Origin of the sequence: Streptomyces sp. NPDC057486 (genome assembly GCF_042802415.1) — a bacterium.
GTDB lineage: Bacteria > Actinomycetota > Actinomycetes > Streptomycetales > Streptomycetaceae > Streptomyces > Streptomyces yanii.
In genome coordinates, this window is record NZ_JBHVEE010000038.1 from 1 (window position 1) to 15,153 (window position 15,153).

Annotated in this window: 14 protein-coding genes, 1 tRNA gene and 1 pseudogene; 7 read left to right on the top strand and 9 right to left on the bottom strand. The window is 70.3% G+C overall.

Features of this window, described 5'->3' with window-relative positions:
* Positions 1-76: 76 nt before the first annotated feature.
* Together ACFU6I_RS19340 and ACFU6I_RS19345 are read right to left on the bottom strand one after the other, a co-directional pair.
* Complete coding sequence (locus ACFU6I_RS19340; protein ID WP_266985374.1) at positions 77-649, bottom strand: acetate uptake transporter; 573 nt, start codon at positions 647-649, stop codon at positions 77-79.
* A gap of 243 nt (positions 650-892) precedes the next feature.
* A complete protein-coding gene (locus ACFU6I_RS19345) occupies positions 893-1,414 on the bottom strand; it encodes a universal stress protein (RefSeq protein ID WP_037694266.1) in 522 nt (173 codons plus the stop codon).
* 312 nt (positions 1,415-1,726) lie between these two features.
* Between ACFU6I_RS19345 and ACFU6I_RS19350 the strand changes: the two genes are divergently transcribed.
* From ACFU6I_RS19350 to ACFU6I_RS19365, 4 genes are all read left to right on the top strand, one after another.
* Positions 1,727-2,059, top strand: a complete 333-nt coding sequence (locus tag ACFU6I_RS19350; protein WP_384367971.1) for a hypothetical protein — start codon at positions 1,727-1,729, stop codon at positions 2,057-2,059.
* Between the two features lie 379 nt (positions 2,060-2,438).
* Positions 2,439-3,674: a helix-turn-helix domain-containing protein gene (locus tag ACFU6I_RS19355; protein ID WP_384367974.1), complete on the top strand. Its 1,236-nt coding sequence runs from the start codon at positions 2,439-2,441 to the stop codon at positions 3,672-3,674.
* 10 nt (positions 3,675-3,684) lie between these two features.
* The gene (orn, locus tag ACFU6I_RS19360) at positions 3,685-4,287 is read left to right on the top strand and encodes an oligoribonuclease (RefSeq protein ID WP_384367977.1); all 603 of its coding nucleotides are present in this window, start codon (positions 3,685-3,687) and stop codon (positions 4,285-4,287) included.
* A 125-nt stretch (positions 4,288-4,412) separates the two neighbouring features.
* Positions 4,413-4,485: transfer RNA gene (locus tag ACFU6I_RS19365), tRNA-His, on the top strand.
* A 109-nt stretch (positions 4,486-4,594) separates the two neighbouring features.
* On the opposite strand, the gene ACFU6I_RS19370 is transcribed toward ACFU6I_RS19365, so the two are convergent.
* From ACFU6I_RS19370 to ACFU6I_RS19390, 5 genes are all read right to left on the bottom strand, one after another.
* Entirely contained in the window at positions 4,595-5,626 is a 1,032-nt protein-coding gene (locus tag ACFU6I_RS19370; protein ID WP_384367980.1) for a LacI family DNA-binding transcriptional regulator, read from the bottom strand.
* Between the two features lie 238 nt (positions 5,627-5,864).
* Complete coding sequence (locus tag ACFU6I_RS19375; RefSeq protein WP_384367983.1) at positions 5,865-7,325, bottom strand: GH1 family beta-glucosidase; 1,461 nt, start codon at positions 7,323-7,325, stop codon at positions 5,865-5,867.
* Between the two features lie 122 nt (positions 7,326-7,447).
* A complete protein-coding gene (locus ACFU6I_RS19380; protein ID WP_384367986.1) occupies positions 7,448-8,368 on the bottom strand; it encodes a carbohydrate ABC transporter permease in 921 nt (306 codons plus the stop codon).
* A gap of 14 nt (positions 8,369-8,382) precedes the next feature.
* A complete protein-coding gene (locus tag ACFU6I_RS19385; RefSeq protein ID WP_384367989.1) occupies positions 8,383-9,381 on the bottom strand; it encodes a carbohydrate ABC transporter permease in 999 nt (332 codons plus the stop codon).
* 169 nt (positions 9,382-9,550) lie between these two features.
* Positions 9,551-10,876 (bottom strand): ABC transporter substrate-binding protein, encoded by a 1,326-nt coding sequence (locus tag ACFU6I_RS19390; protein WP_384367992.1) that lies wholly within the window; start codon positions 10,874-10,876, stop codon positions 9,551-9,553.
* Between the two features lie 566 nt (positions 10,877-11,442).
* Between ACFU6I_RS19390 and ACFU6I_RS19395 the strand changes: the two genes are divergently transcribed.
* Both ACFU6I_RS19395 and ACFU6I_RS19400 read left to right on the top strand, forming a co-directional pair.
* Positions 11,443-11,640 (top strand): hypothetical protein, encoded by a 198-nt coding sequence (locus ACFU6I_RS19395; protein ID WP_384367995.1) that lies wholly within the window; start codon positions 11,443-11,445, stop codon positions 11,638-11,640.
* A 145-nt stretch (positions 11,641-11,785) separates the two neighbouring features.
* Positions 11,786-11,980, top strand: a pseudogene (locus tag ACFU6I_RS19400) (hypothetical protein); the annotation flags it as partial.
* Between the two features lie 24 nt (positions 11,981-12,004).
* On the opposite strand, the gene ACFU6I_RS19405 reads toward ACFU6I_RS19400, so the two are convergent.
* Both ACFU6I_RS19405 and ACFU6I_RS19410 read right to left on the bottom strand, forming a co-directional pair.
* Entirely contained in the window at positions 12,005-12,895 is an 891-nt protein-coding gene (locus ACFU6I_RS19405; RefSeq protein WP_384367998.1) for a spermidine synthase, read from the bottom strand.
* Between the two features lie 85 nt (positions 12,896-12,980).
* Entirely contained in the window at positions 12,981-13,496 is a 516-nt protein-coding gene (locus tag ACFU6I_RS19410; protein WP_384368001.1) for a hypothetical protein, read from the bottom strand.
* 239 nt (positions 13,497-13,735) lie between these two features.
* On the opposite strand from ACFU6I_RS19410, the gene ACFU6I_RS19415 reads away from it, so the two are divergent.
* Positions 13,736-15,100 (top strand): tetratricopeptide repeat protein, encoded by a 1,365-nt coding sequence (locus ACFU6I_RS19415; RefSeq protein ID WP_384368004.1) that lies wholly within the window; start codon positions 13,736-13,738, stop codon positions 15,098-15,100.
* The last annotated feature ends 53 nt before the right edge of the window (positions 15,101-15,153 follow it).

Sequence of the window (15,153 nt, forward strand, 5' to 3'; positions counted from 1 at the left end):
GCCCCGCACCACATCAGGTGCGGGGCCGCTCCCGTTCGGCCGGTGCCGCCCCAGGTCGCACCGGCCGGTGACTGCCTCAGCCGGCGGCCGTCACACCCCGGCCGGCAGCACGCCCCGGCAGCGCCGTCGGCCACTTGGCCAGCGCCGCCGTCGCTCCGTACCAGGCGGCGAGACCGGCCAGCGCGGCCAGCCAGCCGCCGACCTTGCCGAGCCCGTCACTCCCGGCGAACTGCCCGACGCCCAGGAGCAGAAGCCCCAGGAAGAGCAGTGCGTACGTCCCCTGCGCGAGCAGACCGCCGCCGGCCGCCCCGAGGGTGAGACTCAGCGCGAACAGCGCCCAGAGCAGCAGGAACAGCCCCGCCGCATGACCGGAGACATGGGCATCGGCACCGGTGCCCCAGGTGAACCAGAAGGCGCCGAGCCCGACGAAGGCCGTGCCGGTGAAGGCGCTGCCGCCGCGGAACTCCAGCAGTCCGGCGACGAACAGGGCGATACCGCCGACATACAGTGCGAGCGAGACCGCGTCGGCCGCCGTCACGCCGTCGATGACCCGGGTGTGACCGATGCCGAACGCCAACAGGGTGAGTCCCAGGGCGAGATGGCCGAGGGTGGAGGTGCTGCTGCTTCCCGCAGAGACGTCATTGTCCACGGCGGGCTCCCTTCAAAGGCAGTGGTGCTGTTTCCCAGTGACCCTTATGTACCCTTCACAAGCACACAATCCACCTTTACGGGTGAGTAGATTGCCTGTTTTCAAGGGCGAGTTGACGCCACGTCGGCCATCCGGCCAGGACGCCTCCGCGTCAGGAAGGAAAAGTCCTGGGTCCCGCCGCCGTCCGCCACCTGCCGCACGGCCCGGCCTCCGGCCGGACGACGGCAGTGCGGCGACGGGCCCTCAGGGAATGACCACGACCGGGCGCTGGGCGCGCCGTGCCAGCCGCCCCGCCACCGAGCCGAAGATCCGGCCGACGATGCCGTGCGTGGAGCCGACGACGATCGCGTCGGCCGAGTACTCGCGGCCGACCTCCTCCAACTCGTGGCAGATGTCGCCGCCCCGCTCGACGAGCACCCACGGCACCTCGGAGAGGTAGTCCGCACAGGCGAGCTCCAGACCGAGGACCTCGGTGCGGTGATCGGGCACGTCGACGAAGACCGGCGGCTCGCAGCCTGCCCAGACCGTGGTCGGAAGCCGATTGGCGACATGGACGATGATCAGGCCGGAACCTGATCTTCGGGCCATCCCGATGGCATAGGCGAGGGCTCGCTCACTGGACGTGGAGCCGTCGAAGCCGACCACGACCCCATGCCGGAAGGCGGGATCGCAGGAGTGGCGTGGTTCTTCGACCGCCAGCGGGTCCGACAGTGGGTCGGCTACCTGCTTGCGGTCCGCGGGTTCGGGGATTTCGTGACCGGCCATCGGTGTCTCGGCGAAGAGAGTCCTCGTGAGGAGAGAGCTGCTTGGGGAAGGTGTATCAGCGAGCAGTGTTGCGGTGTCCTGGAATCATCTTCCCAACCCCTTACCCCCAAGGGTACGGCGCCACTCCTCCACTGCCCAGACCCCCGCAAAGCGCATGCGACGTTCCACGGAGCATGCCCGAGGCAGCCGCGGATGGCAATGCCGGTTGCGTGGTACACCGACGCCGCCCGGGCAGGGGACCGCATCTGGCTACCGGCCGCGACGGACACCCGTCGGCGACCGAGTGGCACCGCTCGGTCACCACCCCGCAGGGTGACCACCACGTGTCACCGCGCCACCCCGGGGAGCGACGCCGCGCCCGCACCCGCCCCGGCCGACCGGCCGACCGCGCCCGTCACCACCGCCGACCGGTCCGCGGCCGGCATGGTCCGCCGCCCGGCGTTCGACCGCCTGCCCGAACCGGCCGCCCTCGTGGCGTACGGCACGTCCGCCGGCGACGCACGCGCCCCCACCGTCGGCCCCGCGGGTCGGCACGGCCGCCTGCCTCACCCCGGTCCGCCGGTCCTGGCCCGTGGCCGCCCACCGGACCGAGGGGGCACACAGGAGCAGTCGCACCGAGGGGTCGTACGCCGGTCGAACAACTGAATCCGGCACACGCAACCGTATGTTTTCAGCCAACTTCTCACCCCTGCCGAATCCTTGGCGAATTGGCCGATCAACCCCCTTGCTACCAGGCAAGAAGAGACCACGCGGTACGCTTCCACCCGACAGGGACGGGCCACGAACGGGAGGCGCACTTCCCTGCACGGCCCGGGGGTGGAACGCTTCGTGATCGAATGCTTCCCGCCAAGTGCCCATGTCGACATAGCGCTGGTTGGTCAACTTGTCACGACGGCACCACGAGACGCAGTAGATTCGATCTTGGGTGTCGAAGACTGGGGACTCGTGCAGGACCGAGGGGAAACGTGCAGCGACAGGCCCGCAAGGACCAGGAAGACGCGAACACCGAGGGGGGCTTAGCGTCATGAGCCAGGACTCCGCCGCCGCAACGGAGGCTGTACGGAAGCTGAGCGGACGACGACGTCGGGAAGTCGTCGCCGTCCTGCTGTTCAGCGGCGGCCCCATCTTCGAGAGTTCCATCCCGCTCTCCGTCTTCGGGATCGACCGGCAGGACGCGGGAGTTCCGCGCTACCGACTTCTTGTCTGCGGCGGGGAGGAGGGGCCGCTGCGTACTACCGGGGGGCTCGAACTCACCGCGCCGTACGGCCTGGAGGCGATCAGCAGGGCAGGCACCGTCGTGGTGCCCGCCTGGCGTTCGATCACCTCGCCACCGCCCGCCGAGGCGCTGGAGGCGCTGCGCCGCGCCCATGAGGAAGGGGCCCGCATCGTCGGGCTGTGCACCGGCGCGTTCGTGCTCGCCGCCGCGGGGCTGCTGGACGGCCGTCCCGCGACCACGCACTGGATGTACGCACCGACGCTGGCCAAGCGCTACCCGTCGGTCCACGTCGATCCGCGTGAGCTGTTCGTCGACGACGGCGATGTGCTCACCTCCGCCGGGACAGCGGCAGGGATCGATCTCTGCCTGCACATAGTCCGCACGGACCACGGCACCGAGGCGGCCGGGGCCCTGGCCCGCCGGCTCGTCGTGCCCCCGCGGCGCAGTGGCGGTCAGGAGCGCTACCTCGACAGGTCTTTACCTGAGGAGATCGGCTCCGACCCGCTCGCCGAGGTCGTGGCCTGGGCACTGGAGCACCTCCACGAGCAGTTCGACGTCGAGACGCTCGCCGCGCGCGCCTACATGAGCAGGCGGACCTTCGACCGGAGGTTCCGTTCGCTGACCGGCAGCGCACCGCTCCAGTGGCTGATCACCCAGCGCGTGCTGCAGGCGCAGCGGCTGCTGGAGACGTCCGACTACTCGGTCGACGAGGTCGCGGGCCGCTGCGGCTTCCGCTCGCCGGTCGCGTTGCGCGGACACTTCCGGCGCCAGCTGGGCTCCTCCCCCGCCGCGTACCGGGCCGCGTACCGGGCCCGCCGTCCGCAGGGCGGACCCATGGAGCCGGTGGCGACGGCGATCGAGACGGTCGTGCCCGCACAGGGCACGACCGCGAGCCGGAGGGCCGGCCTGACGGCGACCCCGTCGGGCCCTCCGGCCGCACCCTCCACGGCGGCCGGGGCGGGGCAGCCGGAGCACGGGAAGCCGGGCTCCGACGCATACGCCACCGGGCGCCCGACCCTGCCGGGGCAGCGCAGCGCCCCGTAGGGTGGGACGCATGAACGATCGCATGGTGTGGATCGACTGCGAGATGACCGGGCTCTCGTTGACGGAAGACGCACTCATCGAGGTGGCCGCACTGGTCACCGACTCGGAGTTGAACGTGCTCGGCGAAGGGGTGGACATCGTGATCCGCCCGCCGGACAGGGCCCTGGAGACGATGCCCGAGGTGGTGCGGCAGATGCACACCGCCTCGGGCCTCCTCGACGAGCTGGCCGACGGCACCACGCTCGTCGACGCCGAGGCCCAGTTGCTGGCCTATGTCCGCGAGCACGTGAAGGAGCCGGGCAAGGCACCGCTCTGCGGGAACTCGGTCGGTACCGACCGGGGATTCCTGGCCCGGGACATGGCGGCCCTGGAGGGCTACCTGCACTACCGGATCGTCGACGTGTCCTCGGTCAAGGAGCTGGCCCGCCGCTGGTACCCGAGGGCGTACTTCAACAGTCCGGAGAAGAACGGCAACCACCGGGCGCTCGCGGACATCCGTGACTCCATCACGGAGCTGCGGTACTACCGGGAGGCGATCTTCGTACCGCAGCCCGGGCCGGATTCGGAGCAGGCCAAGGCCATCGCGACACGCCTGACGGCACCCCCGTCGTAGGACCTCGGGAAGCCGCTGGTCACGGGCGTTTCAAGGTCCGGGATCAGCGGCTGAACAACTGGGGCGCGAGCACCCTCTCGGACCCTGTACACTTTTTCTCGGCCGGTCAGAAAAGACCGGACACGGTGGGTATAGCTCAGATGGTAGAGCACCTGGTTGTGGTCCAGGATGTCGCGGGTTCGAGTCCCGTTACTCACCCTGAAGGGAAGGGCCCCGGTCTTCGGACCGGGGCCCTTCTCCATATGATGCCCTCTCACCAGAGGGTCGAGTGACGGTCGTCACACCACTGTCGGCCCGGCGGCGGGCGTCACGACGAGTCGCGGACGATCAGCTCGGTGGGGAGCACGATCTGCGGGCGCTCCAGTTCCTCGCCCGCGATCTCCTGGAGCAGCACCCGGGTCATCTCCCGGCCCATCTCCTCGATCGGCTGACGCACGCTGGTGAGCGCGGGGTCCATGTGGCGGGCCACGGCCGAGTCGTCGAAGCCGACGAGCGCCACATCGTCCGGGATGCGCCGGCCCTCCTCACGGAGCACCTGACGGGCGCCCGCGGCCATCACGTCGGAGGCCGCGAAGACCGCGTCGACATCGGGCCGGCGGGCCAGGAGGTCGCGCATGGCGCGGGCGCCGCCCTCCTCGGTGAAGTCGGCGGGGGCGATCAGCCGCTCGTCCGGCTCCAGACCGGCGGAGGCGACCGCCTTGCGGTAGCCGTCGAGGCGCCGCTGGGCACCGTACACATCGAGGTGCCCGGTGATCGTGGCGATGGACCGGCGGCCCCGGGAGATCAGATGGTCGACGGCGCTGCGGGCGCCCTCGAAGTTGTCCGAGTCGACCGCGGCAAGCGGTTCGGATGCGGATCTGCGGCCGCTCATCACGGCCGGCATCCCGAGCTGCTCCAGCAGGTCGGGCAGGGGGTCGTCGGCGTGCACGGAGACCAGCAGCACACCGTCGACGCGGTGCGCGGTCAGGTACTGGGCCAGCCGCCGACGCTCGCGGTCGTTGCCCGCCAGGGTGAGCAGCAGCTGCATGTCGGTCTCGGCGAGGGCGGCCCCGACACCCCGCACGATGTCGGAGAAGTACGGCTCGGCGAAGAAGCGGCTCTCCGACTCGGGCACGACGAGGGCGATGGCGTCCGTGCGGTTCCCGGCCAGGGCGCGGGCCGCGCGATTGGGCACATAACCCAGCTCGGCGACCGCTGCCTCCACCGCCTCACGCGTATGCGCGCTGACCCGTGGTGAACCGTTGATGACCCGCGAGGCGGTACCGCGCCCCACCCCCGCTCGTGCCGCGACTTCTTCGAGCGTGGGCCGCCCACCGCTCCGTACTCGCGCTACCGTCATGGCCGCCTCCCGTTCGCGGTCAATTTCTCACAGTCGGATAACCAAACCAAGTCCCGATGTGGGATCGCTTGACACTCCACCGGGCCGACCGCCCGCACCGCAACTTCCTTTTGGGAGCGCTCCCACTCTACGCGCGTGGTCAAGGGTCGCGCAGCGTCCGGGGGGGCGGGAGAACTCAACTGCCCGGCGGAAACGGCTGGGACCCGGCACAGGGCCGGGTCCCAGGGGTCAGCGGGGGTCAGGAGGCGTCGGTCGGGGGAAGCGCGTTCCGGCGGATCACATCGGCGTACCAGTGGGCGCTCGCCTTGGGGATGCGGCGCTGGGACGCGTAGTCCACGTACACCGCGCCGAAGCGCTTGGAGTACCCGTACCCCCACTCGAAGTTGTCCATCAGCGACCACAGGAAGTAGCCGCGGACGTCCGCACCGTCGGCGACGGCTCGCTGCACGGCGTCGAGGTGGCCGTGCAGGTACTCGATCCGCTCGGGGTCCTCGACCCGCCCCTCGGGCGAGACGTAGTCGTCGAAGGCCGCGCCGTTCTCGGTGACCATCAGCGGCAGCCCGGGGTGGTCACGGGTGACGTCCATGAGCAGGTCGTACAGGCCGTTGGGGTCGATCGCCCAGTTCATCGCGGTGCGCTCCTTCCCCTCGGCGAGGTGGAAGGCGACGTGCTCGGAGCCGGGCCACGGGGAGTAGTCGCTGACGCCGTGGCCGTCGTTGCGCGAGTCGCCGACGCCCTCGGCGGGCGTGGAAACCAGCGTGGGCGTGTAGTAGTTGATGCCCAGGACGTCGACCGGACGGGAGATCGCGGCCAGGTCGCCGTCGTGGACCAGCTGCGACCAGTCGACGATGTGCGAGGTGTCGGCGATCAGGTCCTCGGGGTACTCACCGCGCAGCATCGGTCCGGTGAACACCCGGTTGCCCACCGCGTCGATCCGGCGGGCGGCGTCCACGTCGGCCGCGCTGTCGGTCAGCGGGCGGACCTGGTGGAGATTGAGGGTGACCGAGGTCTGCGCGCTAGCGGGGAGTTGACCGCGCAGAACCTCGATCGCCCGGCCATGGGCGAGGTTGAGGTGGTGGGCCGCCCGCAGTGCGGACGCGGCCTCGGTGCGGCCGGGAGCGTGCACACCGGAGCCGTATCCGAGGAAGGCCGAGCACCACGGCTCGTTGAACGTGGTCCACATGCCGACGCGGTCGCCGAGGGCGCCGGCCATGATCGCCGTGTAGTCGGCGAACCGATCGGTGGTGACGCGCTGCGGCCAGCCGCCCGCGTCCTCCAACTCCTGGGGAAGGTCCCAGTGGTAGAGCGTGGCGACAGGGGTGATGCCTGCTTCGAGCAGCTCGTCGACGAGCCTGCGGTAGAAGTCCAGACCGCGTTCGACGGCGGGCCCCCGCCCGGTGGGCTGCACCCGGGACCAGGAGATCGAGAAGCGGTAGGCCTTCAGACCCAGTTGCTTCATCAGCTGCACGTCGTCGCGGTAGCGGTGGTAGTGGTCGGCGGCGATGTCGCCGGTGTCACCGTTGCGGACCTTTCCCGGTGTGCGGCTGAAGGTGTCCCAGATGGAAGGGGTTCGACCGTCCTCGGCGGCGGCCCCCTCGACCTGGTAGGCGGCAGTGGCCGCCCCCCAGACGAAACCGGTCGGGAAGTTCGTTGCCTCGGGTGCCCGCTGCGGGGCGATGTCGGGTCGTACGGCAGTCATGCGGGAGCGCTCCCAGGAGTGGGCGAACGAAGTCAGGGAAAGGGTGGAACTCCGGGGTCCGTACGGCCTGCGGTCAGGCGCAGGCCGTACCGGACGTCCGGGAAAGGGCGGGTGACATCACGTCAGCCCTTGACGGCGCCGGACATGATCCCCCCGACAATCTGCTTGCCGAAGATCACGAACACCACGAGCAGCGGCAGCGTGCTGATCAGCGCGCCGGCCATCACGATGCTCTGGTCGGGGACGTAGGAGGCGCTCAACTGGCCGAGGGCCACTTGGAGCGTGGGATTCTCCTGGTTCAGCGCGAGGTAGGGCCAGAAGAAGTCGTTCCACGCCTGGACGAAGGTGAGCATGCCGAGCACCATCATCGCCGGGCGGGCCACCGGGAGCACGATGCTCCACACGACGCGGAGGTTGTTCGCACCGTCCATCCTGCCTGCCTCGATGAGCTCGTACGGCAGCGCCTCGAGCAGGTACTGCCGCATGAAGAACACACCGAAGGCGCTCACCAGGGTCGGGAAGATCACCGACTCCAGCTGACCGCCCCAGCCGATGTCGGACATCATCATGAACAGCGGAACGACGCTGAGCTGCGGCGGAATCGTCAGGGTGGCGACGACCATCGTCATCAGTACCCCGCGCCCCTTGAAGCGCATCTTGGCGAAGGCGTAACCGGCCAGGGTGCAGAAGAACAGGGTCGCGACCGTGATGCAGCTGGACACGATGAGCGTGTTGAGAATGGCCGTGCCGAGGTGGGCCTGTTCCCATGCTGCCTCGAGGTTGTTGAACAGGTTGCCGCCCGGCAGCAGCGGCGGCGACGTGTCCAACACCTCGTCCTGGGTGCGGGACGCGGTGACGAGCGTCCAGTACAGCGGGAACAGCGAGCCGAGGCCGACGACGATCAGGGCGAAGTAGGCGAAGGGGCCGGCGTGGTGCTGGCGGCCCGCGCCGGGCTTGAACCGGCGGGGGCGCGGGGGTTCGCTGCGGGTGGCAGCCTTGGAGATGCGGCGGTCCGGAGCGGTGATCGGGCTGGTTGTGGTCATGGATATCGCTCCCGTCAGGCCGCGTTCTTGCGCATGAAGCGCCCGATGAGCCAGTTGATCGCGGCAATGAGCAGCAGCAGGACGAGCATGGCCCAGGCGACTGCGGCGGCCGGACCGAGATGCCCGAGATTCCAGCCGTAGTTGTAGAGGTAGATGCTGAGCGTCTCGTACTGGTTCTCGGTGCCACCCTGCGCTCCGTTGGCGCCGCCCTCGAGCAGAAGGGGTTCACCGAACAGCTGCATGGAGCCGATGGTCGAGATGACGATCGTGAAGAGGATCGTCGGCCGCAGCGCGGGAATGGTCACGTTGCGGAACTGCTGCCAGCGCGAGGCTCCGTCGAGCGAGGCGGCCTCGTACAGGTCGGCCGGGACGGCCTGCATCGCGGCCAGGTAGATCAAGGTGTTGTAGCCCGTCCAGCGCCAGATCACGATGACGGCGATGGCGATGTTGGACGTCCAGTGGCCGTTGACCCAGTTCGTCCCGCCGGCGCCGAAGAAGCCGAGGACCCAGTTCAGCAGACCACCGTCGGCCCGGAACACCAGGGCGAAGACCAGCGCCGCGGAGGCCACCGAGGTGGCGTACGGGGTGAGGATCACAGTGCGCCAGAAGGTGCTGGCGCGGAGCTTGTAGTTCAGCAGGTGGGCCAGGCCGAGCGCGATCATCAGCTGCGGGACGGTCGAAATGACGCCGATGACAAAGGTGTTGGTGACCGCGGTCCAGAACTCGGAGTCCTGCAGGATGGTACTGAAGTTCTCCCAGCCGACCCACTCCATCCGGTCGAGACCGGTCATCTCCACCCGGTGCAGGGCGATCCAGCCGGTGTACAGGAGCGGGTAGAGCCCGAAGGCGCCGAAGACAAGGAAGAAGGGCGCGATGTAGGCGTACGGCGACACCTTGTCGTCGAAGCGCCACAGTCGACTGCGCCATGCCTGGCGGCCGGAAGTCATGGGCTTCGGAGCGCGCCGGCCGGGCCGGGAGCCGTGTGCGCCCCGGGTGGGGGTGGTGGTTGCCACAGGTGGGAGTCCTTCCCTGGGGTGTGCCGACACCGCAGGGGCAGGCCGGACCTCTGGTCAGGTCCGGCGGAGGTGTCGGAAGCCGTGCACGGTGCCGGTTCGGGAGCCGGCACCGGTGCGGGCGGGCCGGACGCATGGATGGCGTCCCGGCCGCCCGCACCGGCGAGGATCAGCCGATCACCTTGTCGATCGCCTTGGTGGCGGCGTCCCAGGCCTTGTCCGGGTCGGTGCCCCGCTGCTCCATGTTGTTGATCTGGGTGGAGATGGAGTCCTTGATGATGCCGTCCTTCGGGCCGAGCACGGCGGCGGGGATGGAGGTCGCCTCTTCGGCGTAGATCTCACCGATCGGGGCGTTGTTGAAGTACTCCAGCTTGGCGCTCTTCACGTCGGCCAGGTCGTAGGCGCCCTTGTTGGACGGGAAGAGACCGGCCGCCTTGAACACGGCGGCCTGCTGCTCCGGCGCGGTCAGCCACTTGACGAGCTCACCGGCCTCCTTGACGTGCTTGCCCTTCGCGGGCACGGACAGGAACGAGCCGCCCCAGTTGGCCGCGGTCGTGCCCGGGGTGCGGGTGATGTCCCACTTGCCCTTGAACGCGTCACCGGAGTACGTGGAGATCTGGGCGGCCATCCATGCGGGGCAGGCCATGCTGGCGATACTGCCCTTGCGCAGGGCCGCCTGCCACGGCGGGGTGAACTGGGCCAGGCCCTGGGTCAGCTTCTTGTCGACCGCCTCGGTGGCCAGGTCCCAGCCCTTCTTGACGCCGGCGCTCTCCTTGTAGATCGCCTTGCCGTCCTTGGAGTAGTACTGCTCCTCGTTCGAGCTGACCACACCGTTGTACATGGCGCTGGCGGAATCCATGAAGAAGGTGCCCTTGGGAGCCTTCTTGTTGTACTCCTCACCGAGCTTGAGGTAGTCCTCCCACCCGCCGGCGACCTTCTTGGCGACCTCGGCGCGGTCGGTCGGCAGGCCGGCCTGCTCGAACAGGTCGCGGCGGTAGCAGAGCGACATCGGGCCGATGTCGGTGCCGGCACCGATGACCTTGCCCTCGTCGGTGGTGGCCTGGAGTGCCTTCCAGCCGACCCACTGGTCGGCGTCGACGACCGTGGACAGGTCGGCGAAGGCGTCCGCCTTGGTGTCGACGAGCTCCTTGACGCGGCCGACCTCGATGCCCTGCACGTCGGCCAGGCCACTGCCCGTGTTGAGCTGCTGAAGGAACTTGGGGTAGTAGACCTTCTCGTCGGCCGTGGCGTTTTCCTTGACCGTGATGTTCGGGTGCAGCTCGTGGTACTTCGCGAAGAGACCGGCTTCCTTGTAGCCGAACTGCCCGAAGTCGGCGACGGTCAGCGTGATCTGCCCGTTCGCATCGGAGCCCGTGTGGTCCGACGAATCGGAATCGCTGCAGCCGGTCAGCAACAGGGCCGTGGCTGTCAGGCCCGTGGTGGCCAGAACCGCGGCTCTGCGGCTTCGACCGGCGACGGTGCGGGTGATACGCATTCCACTACTCCTTGTTCCAGGGTGGGACTGGCGTTCTGACTGCGCGGCATACGCGTGGTGAGGGCGGGTGCCGGGGTGGTGCAAGGGGGGAGAACACGGGCAGTGCCGTTCGCACGAGAAGACCTCGCACGATGTGGGAGCGCTCCCATGCGTCGATGTCGGAAGGTTCCTGCCTTGGAGGGGTGGGTGTCAAGAGTTGAAGACGCTTCCGTTGCCCGAGTGTGTCCTGCAAGTCACGAGACCGTGTCCCGCCGAAGGCTTGCCAAAACGGGTGAACGCAATCTCCGGACTGACGGGATCCAGAATTCCAGCAGGTCAAAGGCTTGTTGCCAAACGATCACAGGATCGGGCCCCACAAGCGCGCCCCCGGTGCCCCGGCTCCGGGAAACAGTTCTCGTCCCACCCCGTTCACACGGAAGGGCACGCCGGAAGGTGAACGGGGTGCGGCCCCCAGAGGCACCTCCGGGGCCCCTGCGCGTTCTTTCCCCGAAGCCGACACCCCGGACATCGTCCGGCGGCATGTGCAGGGGCAGATGCGGACTCGGACCTCGCGCAGCCTGGCCGGCATGCGCTCCGGTTCCGCCCGGCCCGCCCGCGGCCCGGTGTCGGCGTTCACCCGTGCGCCGGCCGCGGCGGGGATCGAGGTCGGCATCGACGACTTCACGGAACACGCGACGGCGCGGGGGCAGGGCAGCGCTGCGACGGCGTACGTGGAGTGCAGGGCACGTCCCCCGCCGCCGGTGCGCTGCACCGTTCGCGGCTGATGCACTGTGAGCTCTGCGGGGACCTGCGGGGACCTGCGTCGTGGCGGCCCGGCTGGGTGAGACTCTCGGGCATCACCGGCAGGGTGAAGGACACATCGAGGCCCGGGTGCGACTTCTGGAGCTGCGCGATCGCCTGCGCGCGGCGGGAGTTGGCCGGGTCGTCTTCGAGCTGGGCGCCGCCTCGGCCGAGCTGGTGTCGGCGACACCGGATCCGGGCTGGTCCATCCAGGTCTGGAAGAACACGACCTGGATCCGGGTGAACTTCAGCACCGACGACGGCACGACGGTGTCGGTCTTCTGCACGTGGAACGATCATCCGCCGGCGGTCGACATCGGCTGAGCGCGGCGCCGGTGCGACGCCCAGTCACTGGAACGCGGAGGACGGCGGCACCGGGGACGGCCGGGCGTCCGCGTCGCGCACCGCAGCCGCGCCGCCGGTGAAGTCGGCGAGATCCCGGCCGTGTTCGACGCGTCCCGGGTGCGGATCGGTGGCGACCCTGCGGGTCAGTTCGGCGACCTTGAGCGGCAGCCCGGAGGCGAGCAGCACGGCGTTGCCGAAGCGGCGGCCGCGCAGCACCGCCGGGTCGGCGGCGAGGGCCAGCTCGGGGAAGACGGCGGCGGCGGTGGCGATCTGGCCGCGGAGATGGGCCAGCGGCGGACCGTCGGTGAGATTGGCCACGTACTGCCCGGTGGGCTTCAGCACCCGGCGTACGTCGGTGAGGAACTCGGTGCTGTTGAGGTGGGCGGGGGTGCGGGATCCGCTGAACGCGTCGGCGATGACGAGGTCCGCCCAGTCGTCCGGGATCTTCCCGAGCCCGGCGCGGGCGTCGGTGGAGCGGACCCGGATCCGGGCCTGCGGGTCCAGCGGCAGCTCCCGGCGGACCAGTTGGACGAGCGCCGCGTCCAGCTCGACGATCTGCTGGGTGGAGCGGGGGCGGGTCGCGGCGATGTAGCGGGCGAGGGTGAAGGCGCCGCCGCCCAGGTGCACGACGTGCAGGGGCTGCCCCGCGGGGGCGACGAGATCCGCGATGTGGCCGATCCGGCGCTGGTAGGAGAAGGAGAGGTGCGAGGGGTCGTCGAGGTCGACATGGGACTGAGGGGCGCCGTCGAGGTTCAGCGTCCAGGCACGGGGGCGCTCCCGGTCGGGTATCAGCTCGGCGAGACCGCCGTCGACCGCCTCGGCGAGGGTCTCCGGCCTGCGGTCTGAACGCTTCCGGGCGTTCGCGCCACCGCTGGATGCTCCTCGACGTGCCACTGCTGTTGCCCCTGCTCGCTGCTCATCGCTCCGGCCCGGTGCCGGTCCGGCACCGAGGGGGAACACTCCCCCGGCCATTATGGGCTCAGCGGCAGTTGTCGGCCGCCTCGATCAGCCGGGCCGCCTGGTCGAGGGCGGCCCGCAGCGCGGCAGGGTCGGTGACCGGGGCGTCGGCGGCGGGCGGCAGCAGCCAGCCGCTGCCGGAGACCGGCGGTTCGGCGGGAATGCGGAGTCCGCGGCCGTTCGTCTGCGTACAGGCACTGCCGGGTACGTCCCAGGCCTCGGCCGTGCCCGGCGGCACCAGGAAGCCGAGGGTGTCGCAGGTGCCGTCGTGCAGGACCGGGCCGACGGCCTCCTGATCGGCGCCGCGGCGCAGGATGTCGACGGCCTCGAGGCCTTGGCGGGCGGGAACGGTCACCAGCTCGCAGGGCCCGGGGGCGGTGAGCGGCAGGGGTTCCGCCACGGCGGGCTCGGAGGCCGGGGGCCGGGGTGTGGCGGCTTCGGGGGTGGCGGGTTCGCGCTCCGCAGCCCCGGAACCGGTCGTCGTCGTGGTCGTCGTCGCAGTCGTTCGCGAGCCGGTCTCCGTGCCGAGATGCAACAAGGGACCTCTCCTCTCATCGCCGGGCGGAGCAGGACTCCGTCTCCACATGAACCAACGCGTCGACTACGTCAAGGGCTACGGTGCCACGCCGCCGCAAAGGGTGGCAGTTCATGGCGGATCGCGGGCGAGATATCCGTTTTGTAGGCAAACACTGCGTGTGGGGTCCGTCACAGCAGGTACCTTCTTGCTCCGCCGGGACACCGGAAACAGGCCCGGCTTGCACCAGAGAGGGCCCAGCCATGGTGTCGACAGGGGCAGTTCCCAACCTCGCCTTCCGGCGGCTGCGCGGACCGCGCTCCGCCGGGGAGTTCGCTGCCGCGGTGCGCAGATCCGCCCGCGAGATCGGCGAGCAGGTCGCGTGCGACGCCCGGTACATCGGACGCGTGGAGTCCGGCGAGATCCGCTGCCCCAACTACGCGTACGAACGAGTCTTCCTGCACATGTTCCCCGGGGCGACCCTGGCGGACCTGGGCTTCTCGTCGCGCGAGACCGTACGCGGCCGAGGAGCGCGCACCACCGCCGAGATCCCCGACACCCCACTGCCCCCCACGCTCCAGAGCGACAGCGACGAGGAGAGCGACGTGCTGCGTCGCGTATTCATGACCAGCGGCACCACCGCGATGGCGGCCGCAACCCTGGGCTTCGGCCTCGGCGCCACCGCCGCCGCCGCTGCCGTACCCGCACAGCGCCCCACACAACGACGGGTCGGCGAGGCCGAGGTGACCGCCGTCGAGAAGGCGGTTCGGCAGATCAGGCTGCTGGACGACCGGCACGGCGGCGACGGCCTCTACCGACGGGCCGCGCAGCCGCTGAGGGCGGCGTACGCGCTGCTGGACGAGGGGACGACCACCCGCGGCTCCACGTCCGACCGGCTGCATGCCGGGGCGGGTGAGCTGGCCATCTCGGTGGGGTGGCTGGCCCATGACTCGGGGCGTTTCGAGGACGCCCGCTCGCACTACGCGGAGGCGCTGGCGACGGCACGGCTGGCCGGTGACGCGGCGCTGGAGGCGCATGCGTTCTGCAACGCGTCGTTCCTGGCCAGGGACGCGGGACGGCCTCGGGAGTCGGTACGGGCGGCGGAGGCCGGGCAGCGGGCGGCGACGCCGCTGGGCTCACCCCGACTGCTGGCGCTGCTCGCGCTGCGGGAGGCGGGGGGCCGGGCGGGGCTCGGTGATCGCAGCGGCTGCGAGCGGGCGCTGGGGCGGGCGCACGAGGCCTTCGGACGGGGAACGCGCGATGCCGATCCGGAATGGATGACGTTCTTCCGGGAAGCGGAGCTGGAGATGCTGGAGGCGCAGTGCTGGTCGGCGCTGGGTGACTGGCCGCGGGCGGCGCGTCATGCGCGACGGGCCACACAGCTGCAGGACCCGCACTTCACCCGGAACCTGGCGCTGTACCGGGCCGAGCTGACGACGGACCTGGCGCATGCCGGGGCCGCGGCGGAGGCGGCCGCGGCGGGCCACCAGGTGCTGGACCTGCTCGACCGGGTGCAGTCGTCCCGGATCCGGGCGATGTTGGCGGGGGCGGTGGGGGTGTTGCGGGCGCAGCGCGGGTCACCGGAGGTGGCGGGGCTTCTGGAGCGGTGCGCGGAGATGGGGGTGTAGGAGCCCCCGACGGGGCCGGGGCACCCCGACCGGTCCGACGGCTGGGCCCTCGG

Bases quoted from the DNA above. Each gene is read 5' to 3' on its own strand.
- ACFU6I_RS19345 (WP_037694266.1), bottom strand. From the start codon at position 1,414: ATGGCCGGTCACGAAATCCCCGAACCCGCGGACCGCAAGCAGGTAGCC.
- ACFU6I_RS19355 (WP_384367974.1), top strand. From the start codon at position 2,439: ATGAGCCAGGACTCCGCCGCCGCAACGGAGGCTGTACGGAAGCTGAGC.
- orn (WP_384367977.1), top strand. From the start codon at position 3,685: ATGAACGATCGCATGGTGTGGATCGACTGCGAGATGACCGGGCTCTCG.
- ACFU6I_RS19370 (WP_384367980.1), bottom strand. From the start codon at position 5,626: ATGACGGTAGCGCGAGTACGGAGCGGTGGGCGGCCCACGCTCGAAGAA.
- ACFU6I_RS19375 (WP_384367983.1), bottom strand. From the start codon at position 7,325: ATGACTGCCGTACGACCCGACATCGCCCCGCAGCGGGCACCCGAGGCA.
- ACFU6I_RS19380 (WP_384367986.1), bottom strand. From the start codon at position 8,368: ATGACCACAACCAGCCCGATCACCGCTCCGGACCGCCGCATCTCCAAG.
- ACFU6I_RS19390 (WP_384367992.1), bottom strand. From the start codon at position 10,876: ATGCGTATCACCCGCACCGTCGCCGGTCGAAGCCGCAGAGCCGCGGTT.
- ACFU6I_RS19395 (WP_384367995.1), top strand. From the start codon at position 11,443: ATGCGCTCCGGTTCCGCCCGGCCCGCCCGCGGCCCGGTGTCGGCGTTC.
- ACFU6I_RS19415 (WP_384368004.1), top strand. From the start codon at position 13,736: ATGGTGTCGACAGGGGCAGTTCCCAACCTCGCCTTCCGGCGGCTGCGC.